This is a genomic window from Desulfocicer vacuolatum DSM 3385, assembly GCF_900176365.1.
In the GTDB taxonomy this organism is placed as follows: Bacteria; Desulfobacterota; Desulfobacteria; order Desulfobacterales; family Desulfobacteraceae; genus Desulfocicer; species Desulfocicer vacuolatum.
The window spans coordinates 153155-179144 of the sequence record NZ_FWXY01000002.1 but is presented as its reverse complement, the minus strand read 5'-3'; the positions used below and the strand labels follow the sequence as shown (position 1 = coordinate 179144).

General features: G+C 44.7%; 21 protein-coding genes. 7 read left to right on the top strand and 14 right to left on the bottom strand.

The window, feature by feature from the left end:
• Positions 1–346: 346 nt before the first annotated feature.
• From B9A32_RS02745 to B9A32_RS02725, 5 genes are all read left to right on the top strand, one after another.
• Positions 347–1024 carry a lipopolysaccharide kinase InaA family protein gene (locus B9A32_RS02745; RefSeq protein WP_084066840.1) on the top strand — a complete coding sequence of 226 codons (678 nt, stop codon included), beginning with the start codon at positions 347–349 and terminating at the stop codon, positions 1022–1024.
• Between the two features lie 235 nt (positions 1025–1259).
• The gene (locus B9A32_RS02740; protein WP_084066839.1) at positions 1260–2222 is read left to right on the top strand and encodes a glycosyltransferase family 9 protein; all 963 of its coding nucleotides are present in this window, start codon (positions 1260–1262) and stop codon (positions 2220–2222) included.
• 279 nt (positions 2223–2501) lie between these two features.
• Positions 2502–3380 carry a glycosyltransferase family 2 protein gene (locus B9A32_RS02735; RefSeq protein WP_084066838.1) on the top strand — a complete coding sequence of 293 codons (879 nt, stop codon included), beginning with the start codon at positions 2502–2504 and terminating at the stop codon, positions 3378–3380.
• On the top strand, positions 3374–4969 hold the full coding sequence (locus B9A32_RS02730; RefSeq protein ID WP_084066837.1) for a glycosyltransferase family protein: 1596 nt from the start codon (positions 3374–3376) through the stop codon (positions 4967–4969). Before B9A32_RS02735 ends, B9A32_RS02730 begins: the two co-directional genes overlap by 7 nt.
• Positions 4970–4994: 25 nt before the next feature.
• A complete protein-coding gene (locus B9A32_RS02725; protein ID WP_084066836.1) occupies positions 4995–5984 on the top strand; it encodes a glycosyltransferase family 4 protein in 990 nt (329 codons plus the stop codon).
• Here the strand turns inward: B9A32_RS02725 and B9A32_RS02720 are convergent.
• The 12 genes from B9A32_RS02720 to kdsB form a co-directional block, all read right to left on the bottom strand.
• Positions 5981–6589, bottom strand: a complete 609-nt coding sequence (locus B9A32_RS02720) for a CatB-related O-acetyltransferase (protein ID WP_212637632.1) — start codon at positions 6587–6589, stop codon at positions 5981–5983. The two genes, B9A32_RS02725 and B9A32_RS02720, sit on opposite strands and share 4 nt — an antisense overlap.
• Positions 6590–6649: 60 nt before the next feature.
• Complete coding sequence (locus B9A32_RS02715) at positions 6650–7261, bottom strand: class I SAM-dependent methyltransferase (RefSeq protein ID WP_212637630.1); 612 nt, start codon at positions 7259–7261, stop codon at positions 6650–6652.
• 16 nt (positions 7262–7277) lie between these two features.
• Positions 7278–8711 (bottom strand): lipopolysaccharide kinase InaA family protein, encoded by a 1434-nt coding sequence (locus tag B9A32_RS02710; RefSeq protein ID WP_084066835.1) that lies wholly within the window; start codon positions 8709–8711, stop codon positions 7278–7280.
• 128 nt (positions 8712–8839) lie between these two features.
• Positions 8840–9664, bottom strand: a complete 825-nt coding sequence (rfaP, locus tag B9A32_RS02705; protein ID WP_084066834.1) for a lipopolysaccharide core heptose(I) kinase RfaP — start codon at positions 9662–9664, stop codon at positions 8840–8842.
• The gene (locus tag B9A32_RS02700) at positions 9661–10788 is read right to left on the bottom strand and encodes a glycosyltransferase family 4 protein (RefSeq protein ID WP_084066833.1); all 1128 of its coding nucleotides are present in this window, start codon (positions 10786–10788) and stop codon (positions 9661–9663) included. Before B9A32_RS02700 ends, rfaP begins: the two co-directional genes overlap by 4 nt.
• Positions 10788–11792, bottom strand: a complete 1005-nt coding sequence (gene waaF, locus B9A32_RS02695; protein WP_084066832.1) for a lipopolysaccharide heptosyltransferase II — start codon at positions 11790–11792, stop codon at positions 10788–10790. The genes B9A32_RS02700 and waaF overlap by 1 nt, the downstream gene beginning before the upstream one ends.
• Positions 11793–11815: 23 nt before the next feature.
• Positions 11816–12712 carry a lysophospholipid acyltransferase family protein gene (locus B9A32_RS02690; RefSeq protein ID WP_084066831.1) on the bottom strand — a complete coding sequence of 299 codons (897 nt, stop codon included), beginning with the start codon at positions 12710–12712 and terminating at the stop codon, positions 11816–11818.
• Positions 12709–13848, bottom strand: a complete 1140-nt coding sequence (gene lpxK, locus B9A32_RS02685) for a tetraacyldisaccharide 4'-kinase (RefSeq protein WP_084066830.1) — start codon at positions 13846–13848, stop codon at positions 12709–12711. Before lpxK ends, B9A32_RS02690 begins: the two co-directional genes overlap by 4 nt.
• 126 nt (positions 13849–13974) lie before the next feature.
• Positions 13975–15768 (bottom strand): LTA synthase family protein, encoded by a 1794-nt coding sequence (locus B9A32_RS02680; protein WP_212637627.1) that lies wholly within the window; start codon positions 15766–15768, stop codon positions 13975–13977.
• A 404-nt stretch (positions 15769–16172) separates the two neighbouring features.
• The gene (rfaE1, locus tag B9A32_RS02675; RefSeq protein ID WP_170923670.1) at positions 16173–17138 is read right to left on the bottom strand and encodes a D-glycero-beta-D-manno-heptose-7-phosphate kinase; all 966 of its coding nucleotides are present in this window, start codon (positions 17136–17138) and stop codon (positions 16173–16175) included.
• Between the two features lie 15 nt (positions 17139–17153).
• Positions 17154–18116, bottom strand: coding sequence for a GSU2086 family protein (locus B9A32_RS02670; RefSeq protein WP_084066973.1), 963 nt, complete (start codon positions 18114–18116; stop codon positions 17154–17156).
• A 348-nt stretch (positions 18117–18464) separates the two neighbouring features.
• Positions 18465–19211, bottom strand: a complete 747-nt coding sequence (gene kdsB / locus B9A32_RS02665) for a 3-deoxy-manno-octulosonate cytidylyltransferase (RefSeq protein ID WP_084066827.1) — start codon at positions 19209–19211, stop codon at positions 18465–18467.
• A gap of 319 nt (positions 19212–19530) precedes the next feature.
• Between kdsB and glpK the strand changes: the two genes are divergently transcribed.
• Positions 19531–21045, top strand: a complete 1515-nt coding sequence (gene glpK / locus B9A32_RS02660) for a glycerol kinase GlpK (protein ID WP_084066826.1) — start codon at positions 19531–19533, stop codon at positions 21043–21045.
• Positions 21046–21095: 50 nt separating this feature from the next.
• Positions 21096–23354: an adenylate/guanylate cyclase domain-containing protein gene (locus B9A32_RS02655; RefSeq protein ID WP_084066825.1), complete on the top strand. Its 2259-nt coding sequence runs from the start codon at positions 21096–21098 to the stop codon at positions 23352–23354.
• A gap of 88 nt (positions 23355–23442) precedes the next feature.
• Here B9A32_RS02655 and B9A32_RS02650 read toward each other — a convergent pair whose 3' ends face one another.
• Both B9A32_RS02650 and B9A32_RS02645 read right to left on the bottom strand, forming a co-directional pair.
• The gene (locus tag B9A32_RS02650) at positions 23443–24657 is read right to left on the bottom strand and encodes a THUMP domain-containing class I SAM-dependent RNA methyltransferase (RefSeq protein ID WP_084066824.1); all 1215 of its coding nucleotides are present in this window, start codon (positions 24655–24657) and stop codon (positions 23443–23445) included.
• The gene (locus tag B9A32_RS02645; RefSeq protein ID WP_212637619.1) at positions 24650–25981 is read right to left on the bottom strand and encodes a 3-deoxy-D-manno-octulosonic acid transferase; all 1332 of its coding nucleotides are present in this window, start codon (positions 25979–25981) and stop codon (positions 24650–24652) included. The genes B9A32_RS02650 and B9A32_RS02645 overlap by 8 nt, the downstream gene beginning before the upstream one ends.
• Between the last annotated feature and the right edge of the window lie 9 nt (positions 25982–25990).

Sequence of the window (25990 nt, the reverse complement as noted above, 5' to 3'; positions counted from 1 at the left end):
ATTTTTTCGATTGGAGATTCAACTCTTTTATTTACTCAACTTTCGGTGTTCGCATTTCGTGGTGGGGTCAGGCTTTCGTTATTGACATTATCGAGGCTTTTTTCGTTGGCAAAGGCCTTGGTCGATAACATCAATAACAAAAGCCTGACCCCGTCGGCACACTGACCCCATCGGTACATTTAAAAATGCCGGCTTTGAAATGAAGCCCGAAAGTTGAGTTATTTATTAAAATAGTTTGAATTGAACCGATGGGACACAAATTGAATGAAATCAATGGGGTGTGTGATGGGCAGGGAAAATGCGTATACCCCTGGAATAAAAGAGTCAAGTATTTAGGTTGATAATCATGCCGGACATTCATCATATTGTTCATAAAAATTACTCCTTTGCCTCGGACCGCTTGCTTAGCAATACAAGTCTTGATAAATTGATCGATATTTTTAGATCAAATCCAGGACATGGAACCCATATGCTTGAAGGAAGGATTCCTCCGCAATTTCTCATCCTCCCGGAAACGGGCTCTATTGTTATAAAAAGCTATCAACGGGGGGGATGGATGGCCCGGATTAATAAAGACCGTTATTTAAATACCGGGCAAATTCGATCCAAGAGAGAGTTCGATTTTTTGATTGCGGCAGAAAAAGCAGGTATAACTGTCCCTTTGCCCGTGGCATATGCAAGTGTCGGTTTTCCTTTTTATAAAACATGGTTGATTCTAAAAGAGGTAAAAGAGCATCGCTCTTTTGTTCGGGTCTGTCTTGAAGATAGAAAAAGAGCATTGGGCTTTTTACCTGAAATTTCAAATGCCATAAACCGTTTAATAAAACATAATATTCAACATGTTGATCTTCATCCTGGCAATATTCTACTGAATGGTGATAATAAAATTTATATTATTGATTTTGACAAGGCCCGTTACTGGTCAAAGAGTAAATCCCGGCTTAAAAAAAGTTATCATCAAAGGTGGGGACGGGCTGTTCAAAAATATAAATTACCGGAGGAGATAAGTGCCCTGGATCTTTGAATAAACATGGTTTTAGTTGTAAATATTCGGGCAGTACCCCCATATTCACTCATTTGGGTCTGCTCACATAGCAATGGTATGCTACGCAGTCCCAACTAAGCAAATATGGGCACCGGCCAAACATTTACAGAACCAACCCGAATATTTACTTTTAGTCTAATGCGAATCCCCTGGCCCTTTGGCTCAGGATTTTACATGTCTACATTGAGCTTGGATTGGTTTTTAAGGACGCATAATGAAAATTTTAATCATAAAACTTGGGGCATTGGGTGATGTTATCAATACTTTTCCCCTTGTTGTAAATATAAAAAAATATTTTAACGCTGAAATTGACTGGCTTGTTGCGCCGTTGAGTTATCCCCTTGTTGCAAACCACCCTTGTGTGGATAACGCTATTTTATTTGATAAAAAAAAAATAATAGATTCCCTGCCGTCAGCCCTGGGAAAAATAAGGGAAAAGCAATATGATATTACCCTTGATCTCCAAAGAATTTTAAAATCAGCCTTGTTTACCATGGCGGCCAGAACCTCTTGGCGTGTGGGATTTAACCGGGAAAGATGCAAAGAAGTGACATGGCTGTTTCCCTTTGACAGGATTCCCCCCTCAAATCCCAAGGCCCATATGCTTAACCAGTACCTTGAATTTGCAGAACATATTAATATCCCTTTAAGTGAAGTGTCTTGGATGATTCCCCGAACATTCAAAAAGACGTTCAATCTTCCAGATAGATATATTGTACTCAATATCGGTGCTTCTCGACCTGTAAAGCAGTGGCGTTTAAATAATTTTGCAGACCTTGCAGATAAGCTTAATGAAAAATTTCATCTGCAGGCGGTTCTTACGGGCGGTCCTGAAGATGTTGAGGGGGGAAAGAAAATTCATGATAAAACAAATGCAGATATCATTGATCTTACCGGTAAGACATCCATTCCCCAGTTAGTTGAGGTAATTGCAAATGCCCGATGCGTAATTTCCTGTGATACGGGTGCCATGCACCTGGCAGCTGCTCTTGGAATTGATTTAATAGCACTTTTTGGGCCCACTGATCCACGACGTACAGGGCCGTTTAGAGGCGTTGTGATACAAAAAAAGTTGCCATGCACTCCTTGTAATAGAAAAAAATGTAAAAACCCCAGGTGCATGGATGATATCACACCACAAGAGGTCTTTTGTTCGCTTGGGTCATTGCTCCTTTAGATTTTTATCCCTGTTGGAGAACTGATGAGTGACGACATTTTAATATCTCAACTTTCGGTGTTCGCATTTCGTGGTGGGGTCAGGCTTTCGTTATTGACATTATCGAGGCTTTTTTCGTTGGCAAAGGCCTTGGTCGATAACATCAATAACAAAAGCTTGACCCCGTGGGCACACTGAGCCCATGGGTACATTTAAAAATGCCGACTTTGAAATGAAGCCCGAAAGTTGAGTTAATATCGACTACGTACTATTATGATTTATAACATATCAGGAAAGAAGATGTCTGTTCCTAAAGTAACTTTGCTTATTCCACAGTATAAAACACCTGACCTTACTAAACTTTGTTTGCGCCTTATACGCAAATATACAGATCCTGAAAAGGTACATGTGATTGTTATTGATAACGATTCTCAGGATGACTCTTTGCTGTACTTAAAGTCCCTTACCTGGGTTGAGTTGATTGAAAGGACTACGATTCCCGGGGAGAGTCCATCTCTTTCCCATTCAAGGGCACTTGATCTTGCTCTCAAGCGAGTAAAAACCCCTTATGTTTTGTCAATTCATACAGATACTCTAATAAAAGATCCACGTTGGCTTACGGTTTTGCTTTCTGAAATAGAAAATTCTACGGATATTGCCGGTGTGGGGTCATGGAAATTGGAAGAACCTCCTTCTGTTGGAAAACGAATTTGGAAATTAATTGAATTTGGCATAAGGGGGCTCTATTACGGATTGGCTAAAAATGAAATAAAGCTTAAAACGATTGAAGTTCAAAAAAAAAGCGGTTATTATAACCTCTTCCAAAAAAATACTGATAATTTAAATTGTGATGGAAATGACTATTTCTATCTCCGAAGTCATTGTGCTCTTTACCGTATGGATCTTATTAAAAAATATAATCTCACCTTTACCGGAGGAGATGAAACCGCCGGTAGCCTTATGCACACCCTTCTTATTGAAAAGGGCCATCGGATGATTTTTTTATCTGCTAAATTTTTAACTACATATCTTGTTCACCTTAACCATGCCACCATGATTTTTAATCCAGAATTAGGTTCCAGCAGTAAAACCATAAAAAAAGGGTTGAAACGTTGTCAAAAAGAACTTAGACAACTTGATGCAGATAAAATATTAAATGATATTTCTCTTGATTGCTGATTTTAAAAAGGTGGTGTGCCATTAATAAAGGTTTTTTTCAAAAATATTTCCTGTCAGATAATTTAAGTGAAAAAGCTTTTGACCGATTTTATCTTGGTATCCCATTGCTTGTTTCTGTGGGGGTAAAAGCGATTCTTTTATTTTTTTTGCACCAATCTGCTATAAATATGGATGGTATTCTTTATATAAATGCAGCCAAACAGTATGCTGCAGGTAATATGAGTGCCGGTTTCTCCATCTACCCCATGCCGGCGTACCCCATGCTGATGGCATTAATCCATACCATTATCCCGAATTGGATTAGCGCAGGATATTTTATATCCATAGGGAGCATGATTTTATCCATAATTCCTTTGTATTATTTGACAAAAGCCATGTTTGGGCCCAAATCGGCTTTTTGGGCCTCGCTTATGTTTGCTCTTTTACCAAAGATGAATGAATGGGCACTTTATGTCAGTCGGGATGCTTTGTTTTTACTGATTTCAGCCTGTTTGCTCCACGCTGTATTGCTATGGAGCCGAAAATCAGACTTTTTTTTGTTTGGAATTATTTTTGTTTTGGTCTGGACATCCATACTTATCAGGATCGAAGGATTGATTTTTGTTTTTTTTTATGCCGGCCTTTTGTTTTATCGTGGCCTGACTGTGGAAAATCAAAAAAAAAAATATTTTTTGAAGCTTCTGCTTTGGTTGGGATTTCCCTTTGGGATAGCTTTTATGCTAACCAAGATAATGGGTGTTAATTTTATTGCTGCAAACCGGTTTGATCAAGTCTTTAATGAGTTGTTTTACTTTTTACGTGGGCACAGGTTCCACAATTATTTTCAGATTTACAATTTTTTTTCTGAAGCTGAGAATTACCCACCATTCTCTGGTTGGCATTATAATTTTGCATCATTGTCAAGACATTATATTCTCATCATTTATTTGATGGGAATGGTTGAGATAGTGGGAAAAATAATTTCCCCACTATCATGCATTCCACTTTATCGAGGACTTAGAAAGCCTTTTACTGCACAAGGAAAATACATTTTTTGGATATTTTTTATTTTTATTGGACTGGTCTACTATTCTCTTTTGACTCGAGACTTTGTTGCAACCCGTTTTTTAATGATACCCGCATTTCTTCTTCTTCCATGGATTGGAGCTGGAATCAATGCGCTGTGGATGCAAAGGCGTAATTCATCTCACAGGATTCTGATACCAATAGTTATTTTTTTTGTTGTATCTATACCCGCTGTAAAAACCTTTTGCCTGATCGAAGAAAACGATAATACGATCCCACGTTCTGTTGCATGGTTTGCCATGAATAGTTCGTCAAAAAAAATAAAAATTATAACAAATGCCGATAGGTTGCCTTTTTATGCAACCCTGGAAAAGAGTTGGAGTTCAGATTGGACGATTGAAGTATATAAAAATAAAAATTTTGAAGAAATAAAAAAAATTGCCGTAAAAAACAAGGCAGCTGTTCTGATTTTGAAAATAAGACTTGATAAGAGTAAAGAAAAATTGGATTTTAATTGTTTTAAAGAATTGAAAAGATTTAGTAGTGGAAAAGAAGTAACAATTATATATGCTTTACACCCTTAATCGAGACTAATATTTAATCATAAATATGAAAAAGCGACCCTATATTATATTTCTTGCCAAAAGACAATCAAGCGCATCAACACGTTACAGAGCTTTAAATTATTTTCCTTTTCTAAAACAAGCGGGCTTTTATCCTGTACACATGGATACTAAGGGCAGTTGTTTTCATAAGCTTACCATTCTTCGGGAGGTCAAGAAATCCGATGCAGTGGTTGTGATACGCAAGACATTTTCCCTTCCCTTTCGAATTGTTCTTCAGCTCTTATCAATAAAATTGATTTTTGATTTTGACGATGCAGTCTTTGTAAAGAGTAATGGCAAGAACTCCAGACTTAGAAAAGGCAGGTTTAAGTCCATGTTGAAGGCGGTTGATCATGTTTGGGCCGGAAATGAATATCTTGCTGAAAATGCAAAAAAATGGAATGCATCCGTTGATATATTACCCACAGCTGTGGATCTTAATCGCTATAAAAAAGTGGGAGAGAAATCGAAAAAAAATATTGATATTGTGTGGATAGGAAGCTCATCCACAAAAAAATATTTACAGGAACTGGTTCCTATTTTGGAAATATTGGTCAAAAGATCGCCGCATATAAGGTTGAAAATCATCGCAGATTTTGATCTTGAAACAAAAAATTTAACAACCCTTCCAATTGATTGGAGTAATGATACAGAAGTGGATGCGTTGAGCTCAAGCCATATTGGAATATCCATGATGTCCGATGATGCATGGTCTCGAGGAAAATGCGGTTTAAAGGTGTTGCAATATATGTCAAGCTCTCTTCCTGTGGTTGTATCTAATGTGGGTGTTCACAGGGAAATCGTGGTGCAGGGAAAATCAGGGTTTCTTGTTAATGATGAATCTGAGTGGCTATCTGCCCTTAGCAGTCTTATAAATGATGAGCAACTCAGGCTTTCCATGGGGAAATATGGACAGCAGATTGTTAAAAAACGCTACAATTATGAGGCGACTTCCAGATCAATGATAAAACTGCTTCAAAATATAGATAGTTAACGGAGGGTTTTTTCTTGTTTGTGGGATAAGTCAAACCTTGAGGAAAACGCATGGAGAGCCGGGACATCTCCACTCAATAGAAAAGGCATTGCGGCATCTATTTTTGTATCATTCCAATTCCACCAGTTTAGTTCTTGTAATATATTAATATCATTTTTTTTAAAACGGGTTTTAACAAATTGTGCCGGATTGCCAGCGACAATTGTATAGGGTTCGACGTCTTTTGTGACAACGGCTGATGCTCCGATAACGGCTCCATTGGCTATGTGTACACCACTTAGAATAACGGCCCCGGAGCCGATCCAGACATCATGTCCAATGATAACATTACCGTGGGATGCGGGGTGTCCTTTTATCTGTTTTGCGTTTTCTCTGAAAACAGGAAATGGATAGGTTGTGATCCAATCTGTTCTATGATTTCCACCAAGAAAGATCGTTACATTGTTTGCGATGGAGCAAAAACAACCCACTTTGAGTGTGGTGGCATCTCCCCAACGCCTGATTGTTGGTTCTCCATAAGTACCTCGTCCTACATCATATTTATTTTTCCAGGTGTTTTTTTTCCTTTTTTTAAAAAAATGTTTCATTCTTTTTTTAATATTCATTATCATTTGCCCGAAATTTTCGATTTGGTGTCGTAATTATGGAATTTTTTAAAATTGACCTTAGGATTTTATCGGTTTTAAAGTGGCTTTTAAAGCATAGCAAGGGATAATATAGCATAAATTTTCTTCATAGAATTCCATAAACCATGGATGCAGATTAACTATTTTTTGAAATACTCGTTTGAGTAATTTACGCGGTTTCCATGGAGAGGTGAATATCAATGTGATTTCTTGTGTCTTAAATTCATTTTGATTGTTGTAAAAGGAAGGAACTTTGCGTTTGAAGTGTTGTTGCTTTGAAAAATATTCAAAAGAGTAAAGACCAAAAAAGCGTTTATGGGTATAGTCTGAAAAATAGTAAGGATTTGAGAAATGAGGAACATACAGATATTTTTTCCCTGAGGGTTTTAACACCCGCCATATCTCTCTCATCAGTAAGTCAAAATTATCAATATGCTCTAAAAGGCTTTTGGAATGGATTTCATCAATAGAGTTATCAGGTAAAAAGGAAAGGCCTTCTTCCAAGTCGGTGATAATATCAATATGTGGCATATCCACCTTATCTATTAAAATTCTTCCCGGCTTCTTTTTTTTTCCACTTCCCAGTTCCAAAATGATTTTAGGTGAATTGCTTAGCATTTTTTCCAGATCAATTTTAAAGACAGGTTCCATGTATAATTCCTGATTTTTATTTTAATGGGTGAAAGATGGTTGCAATTTCAGGTTTTTCAGCCCAGTTTTTCATAAATCTTTTTACATCCTTATTGCGGGCCCTGGCAAAGCAGATTTTGCTTCTGTGTTGAACCATACTGTCAAGGTCAATCAAAAAAGGTGTTCCGTAATGGACAATGATATTGGTGGCTTTCATGTCCCCGTGGCTTATCTGTAGCGATTCAAGTTTTTTAAATATACCAAGAATTTTTTGGGGCAGGTGAGTATCACTTTTGGGCAGAAAGTCTTTAAAATAGTCCCTGGCACTTAGTCCTTCAATGTAATCACAAATCAGATAGGCCCTGCTTTTAAAGGGACCCAGGCGTACCTCTTTCATGGCAATGGGGGCAGGGGTGTTGATGCCATATTCCAAAAGCAGGTGGGCAGCATACCAGGAACCATGGGCACGGGTTTTTTGAAAAGCGCGTTTCAGAGCATGAACAGGATTTTTAATATTGTAGCGTTTGATCACAAGGTCCTGACCATTTATTTTGAATCGAACCACCGTTGAAGAATTTCCGTTTTTCAGCATTACTGTTTCAGGATTGTTAAAGGCGCTATCTGGATCTTCTAAGAATTTGGCCATGGCCGGGGTGTAATTTGATCTCTTGCAAAGAAGAAAGGAGGTAAAGCCTTTTATGCAGACAGTTTCAGTGGACTGCCTGTAAATTTTTTTTAAATAGCGTTTTATTCTAAATTTACGTTCATTTTTGACCATCCGTTGAAGTAAAGCAAGATGTTTAGTTTTGTCTTTAAATTCCCGGGTGGTGCAATAGAGAAAAAAAAGTTCTTTGAAAAAGGAATTTTTTTCCAGGCCCCGCTGGGCAAAAAGTGTGGCCAGATTTTTTAAGCTTGTTTGTGTGTCAAGGGCATGGTTTTTATCTTTTACCTCCAGTGCTGATCCGTCTATGGCATACAGCACATTGTCTTTGACAAGAAAATTTTCCAGGTGAAGATCATGGTGTTGAAGGCCGGCCCCATGCATTTTTGCAACCAGTATTATTAACTTTTGAAGGTGTTTCCAGCGTATTTCCCTGTCTTTGCATGATCTAAGGAGGGTATCCAGATTTTTCGAAGGGTAAATATAGTCGAAAATCAGCATTTTTGCCCGGTAATCCCCGGCGCTTCCTTTATGGAGAATTTTTGCAGTTGGAATATTTGCCTTTTTAAAATGGTGATTTCCTTCAACTTCCCTGTGAAAATGCCCTGTGGCTTTGAATCGTCTGTAAAAAAGTTTCACAATTACCGATTTTTTTTGCCATTCTCCTAACAAGACCGCCCGTTTACCGGGAACAATGCGCAAAATTTCCGTACATTTAAAAGCTTCACCATTTTCCTTTAGAGCAATATTAAAGGGCGGTGTTAAATGTTTTTTGTCAATGATAATTACTTTTTTTTCGGCATGGGTCATGGAGATTACAGCATCCTTTAAAAATTGTCATGGCTATATTTTGTTTTGCCACAGCAAAGTAAAAAAAATAGTCAGAGGTGCAATAAAAAGAGCTCTGCACTGTGACAGTGCCATGAATTGTGCCAAAATTAAAGTATGGGCGGCGGCTCTTTTTTAAACTCTTTTTTGTATAAATTGATGGCCCGCCGTTTTACAAGCCACCAGAAAAATTTGTTTTCATTAATTGATTTTGTTGGAGTGGTGTTGTGGTAGATACCCGCAAAAAGCAACAGGTCCTTTTTTGTAAGTCCTATATCCATGCTTGAAAAAAGAAGGGCAGAAATATCTTTGGCCCGCCATCTCAAGGGCGTTCTTGGACGAATTTGAACCCTGTGCAGGTCAATTAGATACAGGTGGATTTTTTTAGGATCAATGCTTTTTATTCCATTGGAAATATCCAAAAGATAATGGCAAATATAAAGATCCCGATGGTTTAAGCCGTTTTCATGGATGGTTCTGGCAATTTTTGCAACCTCGGTGATCAGCGCCGCCTTAAAGGCCTCGGATGGGGGCGATGATGCCCAGTTCCTGCAATATTTTTCAAGGCTGACGGTATTTTTTAATTCATGGGTCACCACAAAAGAATGAATTTTTGCAGGGTTGCATCCACGCTTGCCATACCCCACAAGGCGCATGGTATCGACACCAATGCTTTCAAGTTTTTTTATGGCCCGCCATTCATTCTGGGCACTCAGCACCGGTGGACTTCTGAACTGGAGAATGTTTTTAATAATTTTCTTCCAGCCCACACCTGTGTGAAATTTGCCAAAATAATATTTTTCACCAAATTTAAACCGAAGGGTTTTCCTGCCGATATTCTCACTGTAAACAGGGCCTTTAACATTAAAAAGTTGTTCAAATCCTTTTTTTTCAATATTCCAGTATTCTTTCCACTCCCGGGGTAAAACAATCATAAAGCAACCTTTTCAATAATATCACAGGCCCTTGGGGCACGGCTGAAAATATCTGTTTGTTTAACATATGTTCTGCAATTGTGCTGCCATTGTTTCCTCATATTTGAGGTAAGCATGGAGACAAGTGCGCTGTTCAGTTCTTTCTGGTTAAAAGGAGAGCCCACAACTTTGCCGCCGTCAGCTTTTTTGACATGGGAGCTGTAGCCGCATATATCTGTGGTAAGAACCGGAACATTGGCAGCAAGGGCCTCCACAATGACGGTGCCTGTATTTTCAATGGAAGCAGGATGGAGCAAAAAATCAGCAGATAACAGAAGCCTGGGAACATCTTTTCTGGCACCGATAAATCGAATGTTATCCTGAACCTTCATTTTTTTTGCAAGTTTTCGGTAGGGGCGTGGGGTGTCCTTTCCCACAATAAGCAACAGGCTCTTTTTTAAAAGTTCACATGGCAAAGAAGACAGTGCACAAATGGCCCTGGCAACCCCCTTTATTTTGAAATTGGTACAAACCATCAATAAGACCAGTGTATCCTTATCAATGCTTAGATCATTGCGTGTTGCACTGCGGATTTCATCGGCATTTGCAGGGGCAAGGCAGTCCCGGGAAATACCCGGTGGCATAATATGAAATCGATGTTCAGCAGTTCCATAATAGTCCATGTAGAACTGTTTCTCCTTTTCGGTCAAAAGAAGAATATCTGTTTTGGACTTTTTTTCAAACACCGCTTTTTCCATGGCCATCAAAGTCTGGTAACGTGGGGTATATCTGTGCCAGCGGCTTCTTTTTTTCATCTTGGCTGCATAGGAAACATCCGCACCATAGTAAAGATCAAGGCCGGGCATTTTGTTAAAGCCCACCAGTGCATCAAAGTTTTTGGCTTTAATATTCTCATTCACCCGTCGGGCAAATGATTTATACCGGGAATGGTTGGTCAACCCCTTGACTTTAATAATATTTATGTCAAGCCCCGGGGGCCTGTCTCCTTCCCAGGAGATGGTATAGGCAATGACCTTGTGACCCCGGGCCATACATTCCTTTGCAATGTTGATAAAGTTGACCTGCAATCCGCCAAAGGGAAAATACTTAAATAGACAAAATGCAAGTTTCAGCGGTTTGTCCATTATGTTAATACCTTTTTACATGCATCAATGACCTGCCTGGCAGAAATTTTCATGCATGCTTCAGTACCGTTGGGGCATTGGTTGCTGCCATGCCTTCGGCAAGGTTTACATTCAAGGGTGGCATCCTCCACAACCATGGCGTCAGGATTTTGCCAAGGGCCAAAACCAAATTCAGGGGAGGTGGCACAAAATACAGCCACTGTGGGAATTTTAAATGCCGAGGCCATGTGCAGGGCCATGCTGTCATTACAAATAAGCAGTTTGGTTTTTTCCATGAGATAAAGCGTGTTTGACAAGGAAATTTTGCCTGAAAGATCCAGAAAATCACCCTGGTCGTTTATTTTTGCACACACAGATGTGTCTGCAGGCCCGCCCACCAGTACAATTGTTTTACCCTGTTGGGCAAAATAATGGCCAACACTGGAATATCCCTGCCAATGCCATTGTTTGGTTTTCCAGGCACTGCCCGGAGCCATGATAATAAAATCATCTGCTGAAGGAAAATTGATTTTTGCTTTTTTTAAAAGATGTTCCTGCCTGGGTGCAAATAGTCTGAGTTCTTGATTCAGTTCTGCCTCGGGCAACTCATTAAACAGAAGGGAAAGATTTCTGATTGCAGAATGGCCTTCTATTTTTTTTTGCCGTTGATCTGTGTATAAAAAATGCAATTTTGCATCTTTAAATCCTGTTCGAACAGGAATGCCTGCAACAAAAAGCAAAATAGCGGTTCTGGGGGATCGATGAAGGGAATAAACCCTGTCAAATCCAGCTTGCCTTAATTGGTTTGCCTTTTTAAGAATACCTGAAAGATTTTTTTCACTGCCCCTTTTATCAAAAACAATAATGTCGTGGACCAAGGGGTCGTTTTCCACAAGTGGCGCAGCCAGTGGGGTGGTCATCACAGTAAGGGTTGCTTTGGGATAAATTTTTTTCAAACCTGAAATAACCGGGGTGGAAAGGATCATATCCCCAAGATAGCTCAATTGAACAAGAAGTATTTTCATGAATACCCAGCCATTAAATTCATTTATATTTCCTCCAGGGGTCTTGTTTTCCAGCGATTGTGAATCCAGAACCACTGATCCGGGTATTTTTTGATATTACTTTCAATAACCGCATGAAACGCCTGGGTATTTGCAAGAATGTCGGCGTTTTTATCATTGGTTTTTATCAATGGGATTTCAGGAAAGAATTCAAGATAGGTTTGATTATTTTTTCTGTAGGTCAATATCGGTATCACCGGGGCCCCGGAATCAAGGGCAATTCTTGCAAGCCCTGTGTTGGCAGATGCTTTTCGTCCTAAAAAATCAATGAAAACACTGTGATGTCTCTTTCTTGAGTTTTGATCCACGATGAGTCCTGCCGCTTCTCCCCTGGCAAGGGTTGCAAAAATACCGTCAAGGGCGTTGTGAAGGGGAAGCATGTTGCATCCTGTGGATGCTCTTTTGGCCTTGAGATATGCTTCCATTACAGGGGATTCTATCTTTTTATAGACAACGGAAAAGGGCACACCGGTTAAATGGGCCACTGCCACAGCCTGTTCCCAGTTGCCCAGGTGACCGGAAAAACAGAGTATTCCCCGGCCTTTTGCCTGGGCTGCCTTAAAGTGGTGAATCCCTATGACCTCAAAGAAGTCCCCATAGTCATGGGGAGGCATTCGATGGAATCTGGCATGCTCAAACAGCATTGTGGCGGTATTTTCAAAGACCTTTCTTGCCAGTTTCCACCGGGTTTGAAAGCTCATTTTTTTTGAATAAGTGTGGCCCAGACTGTTGAGGGTTATTCTTTTATGTTTTTTATCAAAACAAAACCAGATTCTGCCCAGAACTTTTCCCAGAAAACGGCCTGTGGGAGGAGAAAGTAATCCAAGGACGGACATGGTACCTGAAAGCAGCTGAAATACCAATTTCTCGGTAACGGTCATGGGACTCCTATGTCTTTTGATTTTATACGTTCTTTTATCAGTGACTTAAAATTTTTATCATGGTTTTTCATAAATTTTATTGACACACCCACCACAACAAGATCTTTGGGGATTACAAATTCATTGTCAATTTTCACATAATCCTTTTGGGTGGTGACAATAAAATCGGCTTTGAGTTTTTTGTATTGATTCAGAACTAATGCCATATCTTCAGCCTTATACCAATAATGATCTGGAAATTCAAGGTGGCCCGCAATGGTCATGCCCATTGTTTCACAGGTCTTTTTGAAGTCTGAATTATTGGCAATCCCCGAAAAAAGAAGGGCTCGTTTTTTTCGGTTTTCCATTAAAAAATTGTCAGTGGTTTTTTTATCAAGTTCATGGCCAGAAGCGCTCAGTATCTTAAAAATGCCGGGACAATGTCGGGTTTTTAAAACAGGCTTCTCACCCAGCCATTTATGATATCTGGATGGTTCACAGCCTTTGACATCACTCCTGGTAAAAATGACGGTGTCACATCGTTCCAGGCTGGAGACAGGTTCCCTGAGCGGTCCCCGGGGAAGAAGTGCGCCGTTGCCAAAGGGGTTTTGGGCATCCAAAAGAACAATATCAAGATCTCTTTTTAATTGAATGTGTTGAAATGCGTCATCAAGAATAATAACCTGGGCATTAAATTGTTCAATCGCTTTTATCCCAAGTGCGTACCTTTTTTTTCCTGCCAGAAGGGGAACTCCCAGGGTCTGGGCCATCATATACGGTTCGTCCCCTGATTCTTTCGGGGTGCAGCAGACACTATGACCGTTGCAGACAACCCCGCCGGACGCTTCAAATGTTCCTTTGTAGCCCCTGCTGAGTACGGCTACTTTGTAACCCATTTGCCTTACAAGCTCAGCCACGTAAACGGTCATGGGGGTTTTTCCGGTACCGCCCACTGTGATATTTCCCACAGAGATGACAAAGCAGGGGAGACGTTTTGATTTAAGTCTTCCCGTTCGATGATTACGCAGTCTGGTTTTTACAATTTTGCCATAAACTTTTGACAGGAGAAAAAGAAGGGCTTTAAAGGACGGGTACTTTTCCTTTGAAACGGGGGTGGACATGATTGTTTCAATTTTTGCTGCGGGTCTTTTAATCATTTTTTATGCTTCCCAATGTTGATGGCTTCGTAAAAAGCCCGAAGTCCAGTTTTTAACCACGACCGATTGTGGGCAGCCAAGGCTTAAACCCATAAATGAAGGGGTAAAATTTCATGAGGCAACTTTTCACCGTTTCATTAATATTGAGGAAGCAGATATCTCCATTGATGGCAGTTTATAAAGCCTGTTACTGTAACTCCAGGATGCCCATTGGGCATGGGCCAGCGCTTTTTCCAATAAAAAGGGAGTAATTTTTTCTTTGGTGAGTCTTTTTCCATCGTAGTGGAACTGGGAATGGTTTTTACCCGGTTGCAATACCAGGACATGCTCTCCTTCCATATAAGCCTGGTTCTTGTAGAACTGCATGACGGCTCTTCCCACAACGCCTTTGGGCATATTTAATAAATTGCGACCGAGCATGGGGGTCTGGCCTTCCAGTCCCATCAGAGATAGAAGCGTTGGGGGCAGGTCCACCTGGCTTGCAAGGGTATTGGAAATTCCGGGTGCCACGCCCGGTCCGATGATGAGAGCGGGGATATGAAATCTTTCAATGGGTACCAGGGCATCTCCGTACACCCGGGAGTTGTGATCTGCTACAACAAGAAAAAGCGTCTGATTCCAGTAATTGCTTTTTTTTGCCATGTCAAAAAAACGTCCAATGGCATGATCTGCATATTTTACGGCATTGTTAACAGTGGCTTTGGGTGATTCGTACAGTTCAATGGCATTGTCAGGAAATTCAAAGGGAGAATGGTTACTGGAGGAGAAAACAAGGGTAAAGGAAGGAGACGATTTCTCATCTTCAAGCAACTCATGGGCTTTGGTTAAAAGATCTTCATCGCACACACCCCAGGAGCCTTTAAATGTATAGTCATGAAAATCTTTTTCTTCGATCACTTCATCAAATCCATTGCCCAGGAAAAACCCTTTCATGTTGTCAAAATTGGCTTCTCCACCATAGACAAATCGGGTTTTATATCCTTTTGTTTTTAAAAAGGAGGCAAGGGAAAAGAAATTATTCTGGGCCTTGCCAAGCTTTACCACACTTCGTCCAGGGGTTGGGAAAAAACCTGAAACAACAGCTTCAATGCCACGCACAGAGCGTGTTCCCGTGGCGTAAAGCCGGTTGAAAAAAAGGCCTTCCCGGGACAGTTCATCCAGGTTGGGGGTTAAGGGTAGACCTCCCATGCGTCCCACAAATTCAGCGCCTAAGCTTTCTTCAAGAAGAATCAGCAGGTTTAGGGGAGAAGGGCGTTTGATTCCAGGGGAGAGACTGTGCAAGGTGGGAATTTCTTTGTTTGTAAAATTTTTAATGTTTCCGGTTGCATTTTTTCGAACCAGCTCAAGCATTCGATTGACGTCCATTTCTCCATAGATTTTTGACGCGTCTGCTTCGTCCCCCATGCGATATATTGCGTAGATAAGATTGTATCCAGAAGAAAGGGGAAGGCTGTTTAACAGATGGTCTGAACTGAAAGCAACTGTGCTGGGGTTGGCAGGGCGATGCCCTAAGGAGGAGCGTGCGCCTGCAAATATTATCACAAACACAATGGGAAGTGCCATGAAACGGGGGATTATATCCCAAAAAGATTGGCGCTTTGTCATTTCAGGGTAGACACGACGTGCAAAAAACAATGCCCCGGTAACGGCAACTGCACTGAAAATCAATTCTGCTTTATATCCCGTCACCAGCATGGTCATGACCTCTTTGGGATAAGCAAGGTATTCCACAAAAAGTCTGTTGGGTCGGGTATCATATTCTACAATGAAAAAAGGGGTGACCACTTCCATAAAAAAAAGAAATAAAAGTGAACATGAAAACCAGAGGCCGGCAAAGGTTCGCCACAGGGTATGGGTTTTTTTAAAACCGTTTAACAGAGGGGCCAAAAGCACCGGAATCGATATCAGGTAACATATCATTATGGTGTCCATTCTGAGGCCGCAAATAATAATATAAATTGCCTGTTTAATTCCCCCTACACGGTCCCATTGCCACACCATCAAACCAGACCGGCAAGCTGTCAGCAAAATATAGGCATGAATGGCAAACTGCCAGACCGGATACCATGGGCTTGATTTTAATAGTTGTGAAAGTTTGGAAGCGTAAGCGCTCATGTTTCAATGATCCATAATTATTGTTCTCAACTTTCGGTGTTCGCATTTCGTGGTGGGGTCAGGCTTTTGTTATTGACATTATCGAGGCTTTTTTCGTTGGCAAAGGCCTTGGTCGATAACATCAATAACAAAAGCCTGACCCCGTCGGCACACTGAGCCCATCGGTACATTTAAAAATGCCGGCTTTGAAATGAAGCCCGAAAGTTGAGTTATTGTTCTAAAGCGGAAATCAGTTCGGAAATACAGATGGGCTGGGTGCCCACCTTTCCCACAACCACACCGGCTGCAATATTTGCAACACCGGCAGCATCATCCGGGGACATACCCATGGCAATGCTGGCTGCAAATGTTGAAATCACGGTGTCCCCGGCACCGGAAACATCATACACTTCTTGTGCCGCTGTGGAAATAAATAATGGGGCAGATGCTTTATCTGCAATGCACATACCCTTTTCCCCCCGGGTTAACAATAAGCACTGAATATCATATTGATCCCTGACATCTGTTATTGACGCAATTAAAGTGTCGTTATCTTTTTCCATGGGAAGCTGGGATACAGCGGCAAGTTCCATTGTGTTGGGGGTTATAAAGGAGGCTCCTGTATACCTTTCCCAGTTTTTCCCCTTGGGATCCACAAAACATGGCACCTTGCATTCTCTTGCCGTCAGGATGATATCCCTGCACAATTGTTCACACAGAAACATGCCCTTTGCATAATCTGACAGGATTACCACATCAACGGATGCCATTGCTTTTTGAACCTGAGCTATGATTTTTTGTGCAAGGGTATGGGAAGGGGGTTGGATTTTTTCCCGGTCCAGTCTGAATAATTGCTGTTTTCTTGCCATTATACGTGTTTTAACCGTGGTGGGATAGTCTTGGTCAATGATGAGCCGGGGCATAATGCCGTTGTTTTGACAGAGGTTCTGAAAGATTTTTCCAGATTCATCATGCCCGCATATTCCAACCAGGCATACCTGGATTCCCAGGCCTGCCATGTTGGCTGCCACATTACCTGCGCCGCCCAGGACATGGTTTTCTTTTCCCACCGTTACCACAGGAACCGGCGCTTCAGGGGAAATTCTGTCTACATCTCCCCATATATAACGGTCAAGCATGACATCTCCCACCACAAGCGCTTTTATCTGTGAAAGTCGGTCTACATGAAATTTCATATGATTCATCTCTTTTTATTTCAAGGGGGCATGTGCCTCTTCATAAACGGCTGCAGCCAGTAAGGGGATCATCAGTTCGTGATGTCCGGTAAAGGCATATCCGGTGCCCCCTTTGAGCACCGGCCGATTGACCACGTTGGTGATGGGCCGGTAGTGCTGAATCATGTCAAAATTTGCCGTTGTAAAATCAGAAACATTGTGCCCCAGGTTTCTTGCCACGGATAAGGCTTTTAAGAATATTTCCGGCATGATGACCGCACTGCCAAGATTGAGCACCACACCTCCCTGTCCAAGTTTGGAAACCGTGGCCGCAAAAATTTTGAAATCCCGCAGGGAGGCCTCTCCAATGGCTGCGCCGCTGGCTCCGGGATGCTGGTGAACAATATCTGTTCCAAGGGCAACATGCAGCGTGTAAGGAATTGCCAGGTGATATGCAGTGGCCAGCAGTGCCCGGTCAAGAAAAGGTGCATTTTCATGCATGAGCATGGCCCCGGCGGCCTCTCCAAATCCTTCGTTGCCGGCAGATGATCGTCGAGCGGCATCATTGACAAATGTTGCGGTATCATGGGCCATACCAAATGATCCATCGTCCAGCTGGGAGGCAACATCTTCGGATGTGTGGCCAAACCTGGCCAATTCCGTATCATGGATACAGGCGGCACCGTTGGAAGCAAAATGGGTGATATAGCCCCGGGACGCCAGATCCCCGAGAAGTTTGCTGCAACCGGTTTTTATGACATGGCCGCCCAGCATGACAAGTACAGGTTTTTTTTTCTCTTTTGCCTTGACCATTGCCTTTGCAAGCTGTTTTATTTCAAAAGCTTTTAATACATTGGGAAGTCCCTCTAAAAAGTCTCTCATGTGCATGCCTGCATGGGGAGAGGCGCCTTCAATGTTATGGGTGACTTTGGATTGCCTTTGGGTGGCTGAATAGGTCGTAATTTTATTGAGGTCAATTTGTGGATAAGGGCGTGTCATGAAAATAATCCTTTTATATGAAAAGGCAGCCTCCAAGGCAACCTCAGCAGAGCCGCCCCCCAACGGGCAATAGGAACCGGACAATTGAGCTGTCTACAGTTCCGGTCCGGGCCCATTGCCCGTTGGGGGACGGCGGTATAATACCATTTTATATATTTGTTGTGTTCCACAGGACATGCCCGTTTATATGAGATACTCCGCAAACCAGGGGTGTATTTCAAGCTTTGTTGTGGGCAGAGCCGGATCAGAATACCGTCCGCCCGTGGCGGTTATACAGAACCGGCAAAAAAACTCCTGGGTATTTATTAGCACAGGGGGTGTTGGGTATTGGCTTCCATCATGTGGTCCTCAGAACGTATCTGCCGGGGAGGGTAAAAAAGCTTCAACCCGCTCAATATCCCCGGGCAGATCCACACTGGGAGAATCGTGGGCCGTGATCACCACCTTGATGGCATGGCCATACTCCAGGACCCGGAGCTGTTCGAGTTTTTCTGTGTTTTCAAGAAGACTCTCCCCAAGTGCGGTAAATTTTTGTAAAAATGATTTTCGGTAGGCATAAAACCCCAGGTGCCGATAGGTGGGAATCCGGCATTGTCCGTCCCTTGGAAAAGGAATCTGTGAACGGGAAAAGTACAGGGCAAAGCCGTTTCTGTCCAGGGTGACCTTGACGGCCGAAGGGTCAGTAAGATCCCGGGGATCGGTGATTTCAAGGGCCAGGGTGGACATGTTAAGGCCCGGATCGGTGTCAAAGGGGGTGGTGAGTTGATCCAGGCATTCCGGGGAAAACACCGGCTGATCCCCCTGGATGTTGATCACCACCTCATTGTCATCAATGGGAAATTGCTGGCAGGCCTCCCACACCCGGTCTGTACCGGACTTGAGATCAGATGGAGTCATCACAGCTTCCCCGCCAAAGGCAAGAACTGTGTCATAAATTCTTTGGTCATCCGTTGCCACCACCACCCGGTCAATGGAACCGGCCTTTGCAGCCTGTTCATACACCCGCTGGATCATGGGTTTTCCCGCCACCAAAACCAGTGGTTTTCCATTGAAACGCTTGGAACCGTATCGTGAAGGTATCACCGCAAGGGTCATGAGTATATGCCTTATATTTTATGGATTAATTTTAAGAGTTAAAGGGTTTTATCATAGGGGCCTTTGCAGCGCAATATTTATCTGATTGCTTTTTTTGAGTTTGGTTGAAAATGGAATATATGTTGCTATGTGCGTGGGCGCAGAATGGGTGTAAAATTTTTGAGGGCTTTATGGGGGAATTCCCTTAAACAATAGGGGTATATAATGAAAAAAATAATGAAAAAAGGAAAGGAAAACAGGGTGAGTTCTTTTTTCCCTTGAAAAAAAACCGGGTTGATGCTACCGCAAATGGGTGTAATCTGTAAACAAGGGAGGGCAGATGTCAAAATACGTAGGTGCCGTGGACCAGGGTACCACCAGTACCCGTTTTATTATATTTGATCGCAAAGGCAATATTGCAGGTGTGGCTCAAAAGGAACATAAGCAGATTTATGAGCGACCGGGATGGGTGGCCCATGACCCCATGGAGGTGTGGCACAACACCCGGGAAGTCATTGCCGGGGCCCTTGCCGGTTCAGGTATTTTCGGTGCAGATCTTGCTGCCATCGGGGTGACCAACCAGCGGGAAACTGTGGTGGTATGGGATCGTCACACCGGCCGTCCATTTTACAATGCTGTGGTGTGGCAATGCACCCGCACCGATGCCATGTGCCGGAAACTCATTGCCCAGGGGGGGCAGGATCGTTTTAGAGCAAAAACCGGCCTGCCCGTTGCCACCTATTTTTCAGGTCCTAAGATCCAATGGATTCTGGAGAATGTCCCCCAGGCAAAGGCTGCTGCCTTAAAAGGGGATGCCCTCTTTGGCACCATGGATACCTGGGTGATCTGGAATCTCACCGGCGGCCCCCGGGGGGGTGCCCATGTCACCGACGTCACCAATGCCAGCCGCACCCTGCTCATGGACATCAACACCCTTGCCTGGGATGATGAAATCCTTGGAATTCTTCAAATTCCACCATCCGGTCTTCCCCGCATTGTGCCCTCATCGGACAGTAACGCCTGGGGCCACACCTTAATAGATGGCCCACTGGGGGCAAAGGTGCCGGTGTGTGGTGATCTGGGGGATCAGCAGGCAGCTTTGTTCGGCCAGGCCTGCTTTGAACCCGGAGAGGCCAAAAACACCTATGGCACCGGTTGTTTTCTGCTTTTAAACACCGGCACCACCCCCACCATGTCCACCCATGGGCTTTTAACCACCCTGGCGTATCAGGTGGGGGATGAAAAACCGGTGTATGCCCTGGAAGGCTCCATTGCCAATGCCGGGTCCCTGGTCCAGTGGGTCCGGGACAACCTGGGGCTAATCAAAGAGGCCGGGGACATTGAAGCCCTGGCCGCAGCCGTGCCGGACAATGGCGGGGTCTATTTTGTTCCGGCATTTTCCGGGCTGTTCGCCCCCTATTGGCGCTCCGATGCCCGGGGGGTGGTTGCCGGACTCACGGCATATGCCAATAAGCACCATGTGGCAAGGGCCGTGCTGGAGGCCACGGCATACCAGACCGGGGATATTGTGGCGGCCATGAACCTTGATTCAGGAGTGGCCCTCACCCGGCTCAAGGTGGATGGGGGGATGATTGAAAATGATCTGTTGATGCAGTTTCAATCTGATATTTTAAATGTGCCGGTGATTCGGCCCCGGGTGGCTGAAACCACGGCATTGGGGGCCGCCTATGCCGCAGGGCTTGCCGTGGGATACTGGTCAGATATGAGTGACCTCAAGGCCAACTGGGAGATCCATGGTGCCTGGAGCCCGGACATGGCCCGAAAAGATAGAGATCGTGCCTGCGCTGCCTGGAAAAAGGCGGTGGAGCGCACCTTGAACTGGGTGGATCAGTAAATTTCACCCTGATCCCATATCCCAAAATCTATCTCCAAGGAGGCCATGGTGTGAATAATCCTTACATCGTTAACGTGATTTTCCCCTTTATCATGGCCATGCTGGCTGTTTTTGTTTATATTCACAATCCCGGCAGGTTGCAAAATCGCGTTTTTCTCATCATCGGTGTGTGTGCGGCCCTGTTCATCTTATCCATTTTTGTGGGTTATTTTTTTGAAGATACGCCGGAAGTCACCACATTATTGAACCGTCTGGCTGTGATGTTCACCTTGTTCCAGGTGGCCATTCATCTCTATTTTTCAATGATTTTTCCAATGGTTTTGATCAGGCGGCTTCTTGTTGCCCTGGTGGTGATCTGCGGCCCGGTGCTGCTGCTGGCCCTGCCTGTGGTGTTCACCGATCTGTTTGTGAAAAACATGGTGATCCGGACCCTGGGGGATCACCGGGTGATGGTCCGGGACATCGGCATTCTTTATACGCCTTTATATGCCCCCCTGGTGGTTTCTTATATACTTTTTGCCTGTGCCGTGTTTGTACGGCAATATCGCGTTGCCACAGGGGGGATTGCCAGGAAACAGGTGCTTTATACAGCCCTTGCCATGGCCGGGGGCGGGGTGGTGGCCACAGTGTCTTGTATTGTGCTGCCCCTCATGGGGATCACCCGGTATTACCAGGTGGGGCCCCTTTTCATGGCCCCCCTTTATGTCACCACCATGGCCATTAACATTGTTTCCCTCCGGGCCATGGACATTGATCAGCTCATGGCCAAGTTTGCCCTGTGGGCCACATCCCTTGTGGTTGTCACCGCACTCATCGGCGTTGCCATGACAGATATTTTGACCCATCCCCATCGATACAACCTTGCAGGAGCCACCTTGCTGCTTCTGGTGTGCTTTATGGGGGGATTGATTTACATGCTATTGATTCAACCCCGCATCAGCAGGCGGCTCCAGCGTAAATCTTACAGATATGCCGCCATTGTGGATCAATTCCATGGGAACATTCTCCAGCTTAAAACCCTGGGGCAGCTGGCCCAACTGATCCGAAGGACCCTTGATGATGTCCTGCAGCCGGAGAATATTTCTATTTTTTTGCGTCAATCCGGTAATATCCGTTTTTCCCTGGCGCTGGGTCATAAATATGGGGGACCTGAAATTATTGATGTAAAAAAAGATCAACTGGGAAAAATTCCGGGATTTGACATGGTCATTGAAAAGGAACAGGTGGCCCAGAAAAAGGAATATGAACCCCACCGGAAAACCGGGATGCATTATTTTAAAAAATTTCACTGCATCATCACCATCCCCATTATTTATGAAGAGAAGATCATCGGAGTGATCAATCTGGGCCCCCGGTGCCGGGGATTTTACAACCGGGCTGAAATCACCTTTCTGGAAAAAATGATGACCGGTATTAATGTGGCCTTTTCCAATGCCATGCTACTTGATCACATTGAGCGTACCAACAAGGCGCTTACCCGTTTTGTTCCCCGGAAAGGACTGGAGATCATGGGGCATGACAATATCATTGATGTGAAGCTTGGAGATTGCGTACAACGGGAAATGACCATTGTTTTTTGTGATGTCAAAGGCTTTACAGCCCTGTCTGAACAGATGACGCCCCGGGAGAATTTTCAATTTTTAAATACGCTTTTAAAGTGCATCAGCCCGGTGGTCCGGGAACACCACGGGTTCATTGATAAATATATGGGGGATGGCATCATGGCTCTTTTTCCCGGGGGACCCCGGGATGGTGTGGATGCTGCCATTGGTGTATTGCGGGTGCTGGATCACTATAACCGGAGGGGGGGCATGAGTGGCGGTTTTCCGGTTCAGGTGGGGGTGGGGGTTCACACGGGCATGCTCATGCTGGGCACCATTGGTGAAGAACAGCGCATGGAGAGCACAGTGATCTCCGATGCGGTGAATTTGTCCCAGCGCATTGAACAGATGACCCGGTTGTTTGGGGTGTCCCTTATTGTCAGTGAGGCTGTGGCAGCCCATGTGGGCAAAGATGAAAAATCAAATATCAGACATCTTGGCCATGTCAAGCTCAAGGGGAAAAGAGCGCCGGTGTCTCTTTATGAACGATTTGATGCTGATCCTGAGCCCATCCGGAAATTAAAGCAACGCACCCGGACACTTTTTGAAAAGGGCGTGGCCCTTTATTCCGGCAATGACCGGGCTCCGGCCCTGGGCTGTTTTCATGGCGTGCTGGCCACAGGGCTGGACGATGCTGCCTGCCACGCTTACATCAAAGGGCATGAGCGACTTGCTGTAAAAAAGTGTGGTGACAGAAACGATAAATAGCAGGGGAGATTTTATCTCTCCCCCTTTTTTAGTTCCCAATGTTCCGGGTCGGCCCCATGGTCCGTCGGGGGTGCTTGGCTATGCCGGATTAATAGAGTTCATATCTGGCCAGGCGTCCATCAAGCCCGCCTGCCCGGATGGGTTTGCGAAAGGATGCCTTGAGTCCCATGAACTGTATATAATCGGGATCTCCAAAATAGATATAGGCTGTGGAACCGGTGCATTTTTGTTTTAGAAAATCCCCCAGTTGGCGGTGGAAAAGTTCCAGGTCCTGATCCTTACCCAGACGAATACCATAGGGCGGGTTGGCCACAATAATGCTGTTTTCAATGGGGGCAAGATCATTGAAATCCATTTGTTCCACAGTGACCCGGTTGCCGTGGTGCATACCCATGAGATTGGTGCGGGCCGCATCCACAGAAACTTCGGAAATATCACTGCCCCGGATGAGTCCCGGAGGGATATCCACGATGGTATCATCTGCTGCTTTTTTCACCTGGCGCCACAGTTCCGGATTGAAATCAGGCAGCTGCTGAAAACCGAACCGTTCCCTGAAAATACCGGCAGGAATGTTGCATTGGGCCATGAGGGCTTCACACAAAAGGGTGCCGGAGCCGCACATGGGATCGTAAATGGGCCGGGTCCCGTCCCACTGGGACATTTTAATAATGGCGGCGGCCACGGTTTCCTGCATGGGGGCGGTGACGCTTTCTTCTCTGTAACCCCGTTTATGCAGCGATCCCCCTGATGCATCAATGCTCACCGTTGCCCGGTTGTGGCGGATATGCAGATTGATGAGCAGATCCGGTTCCCGGGGGTCCACATTGGGGCGTTTACCGCTTCGTTCCCGGAAATAATCTGCCACCCCGTCTTTCAGTCGCAGGGCTGCAAACTGGGAGTGATCCATGGCGCTGTCTGACACATTGGCAGACACGGCAAAGGTCTGTTTCCGGGACATGAGCTGTTCCCACCGGAGGCGTTTGACCTGACGGTACAATGTCTCATCGTCTTCACAGGAAAAGGTGACAAGGGGTGCCAGTATCCTGGATGCCAGGCGGGAACAGTAGTTGATGCGGTAAAAAGCCGATTTTTCCGCTGTGAAATGGATGCCCCGCTGGTCGGCTTCAATGTCCTTTGCGCCAAGGGCGGTGAGTTCCTTTGCGCCAAGGTCAATGAGTCCTTCTGAAATCTGGGCAAAGTACCTGGCATTTTGCTGATAGAGAAATCCCGAGGCGTAGCGTTTATGTTCGCCGGCCCGTTTTCGGATGATTTTTTTCCGGGGTGCTGAGTCTGTTTTATTCATGATTTTTCACTGCATTGAGGGTTTTGATAATGGTATCAACGGCCATGGCGGTGCCACCCTGGTAGCGGCGTAAATAGCCAAGGCCGGTGGTTGCGGTCTGTTGTCTCTGGGGGGGATGGTTAAGTATCCGGACCAGGTGGTGTACTACCTGGGCGCTGTTTTGGGCCCGATTCACCACACCGGCGGTGAAAAGCCCCTGTCCCACCCAGTTAAAATTGTCAAGGTGCGGACCGGTCACAGCGGGGGCACCGCACATGACAGGTTCCATGAAGTTTTGTCCCCCTAATGGGTGCAGACTGCCCCCCACAAAGGCCACGGTGGCATGGCCATAAGCGGCTTTGAGTTCACCAAAGGTGTCCCACAAAATGGTGGTGCCGGGCAGCACCGGGTCGTTGATGGTGGAGCGAAGCTGCCAGGGACGTTCAAGATGGGTGAGCATATCCTGCCAAAAAGGGATGCGGTGCATGTGCCGGGGAATTAATCCCACCACCTGGTTGGGATATTGGCAAAGGATGGCATCAAGTATTTTTGCCACCTGGTTTTCCTCTTCCATGCGGACGGAGGCCAATAGTGTCACCGGTGTGTTCGGGGGAAAAGGATTTCCGGCCAGGGGGACAGGTGTGGGGGAGGTTGCTCTTTTTTGGGGTATCACCATGTCAAATTTTATGTTTGGCATGGTGGAAATGGCGGTGTGGGGAAATATCCGTTGGAATCTTTGGGCATCTTCCGGGGAGATGGCCAGGATGGTATCCGGTGCCAGTTGTTTCCACAGCCATGACGTTTTTTCATACCGGGAAACGCTTTTATTTGAAAGCCTGGCATTGATCATGAGAATGGGGATATGTCGTTTTTTCAGGGCATGAAGGAGGCCCGGCCACAATTCTGTCTCCAAAAGGACCATGGTGCCGGGATTCACCCTTGACACTGCTGCATCCATGAGGGAAGGCGTGTCAAAGGGAAAAAGGGAGAGATTCACCCGGACATGGGGATCAATGTCCGGGGCGGCCATGCCTTTTTTAAGGATGTCCATGCCCTGGGTGGTGGTGGTGGTTACAAGCACGGTTAATGGTTGCCGGGGCACCATGGCCTGTACCAGGGCGCAGGCCAGATAAGCTTCCCCTGCCGATGCCGCCTGTATCCAGATCTCTGCCGGTGCCAGGTGATCAGCGGCAATGCGCCGGTGAAATCCCCGGCAAAGGCGTTTGTTTTTTTTCAGCCATGGCAATGCCAGCTTCCAGGCCAGACCATATAGTCCAAGCCCCCCATGTAATATCCCCTGATGTCCCATGGGACCCCTTGTCGCATATTTTTTTAATATTGACAACAGTTCTTA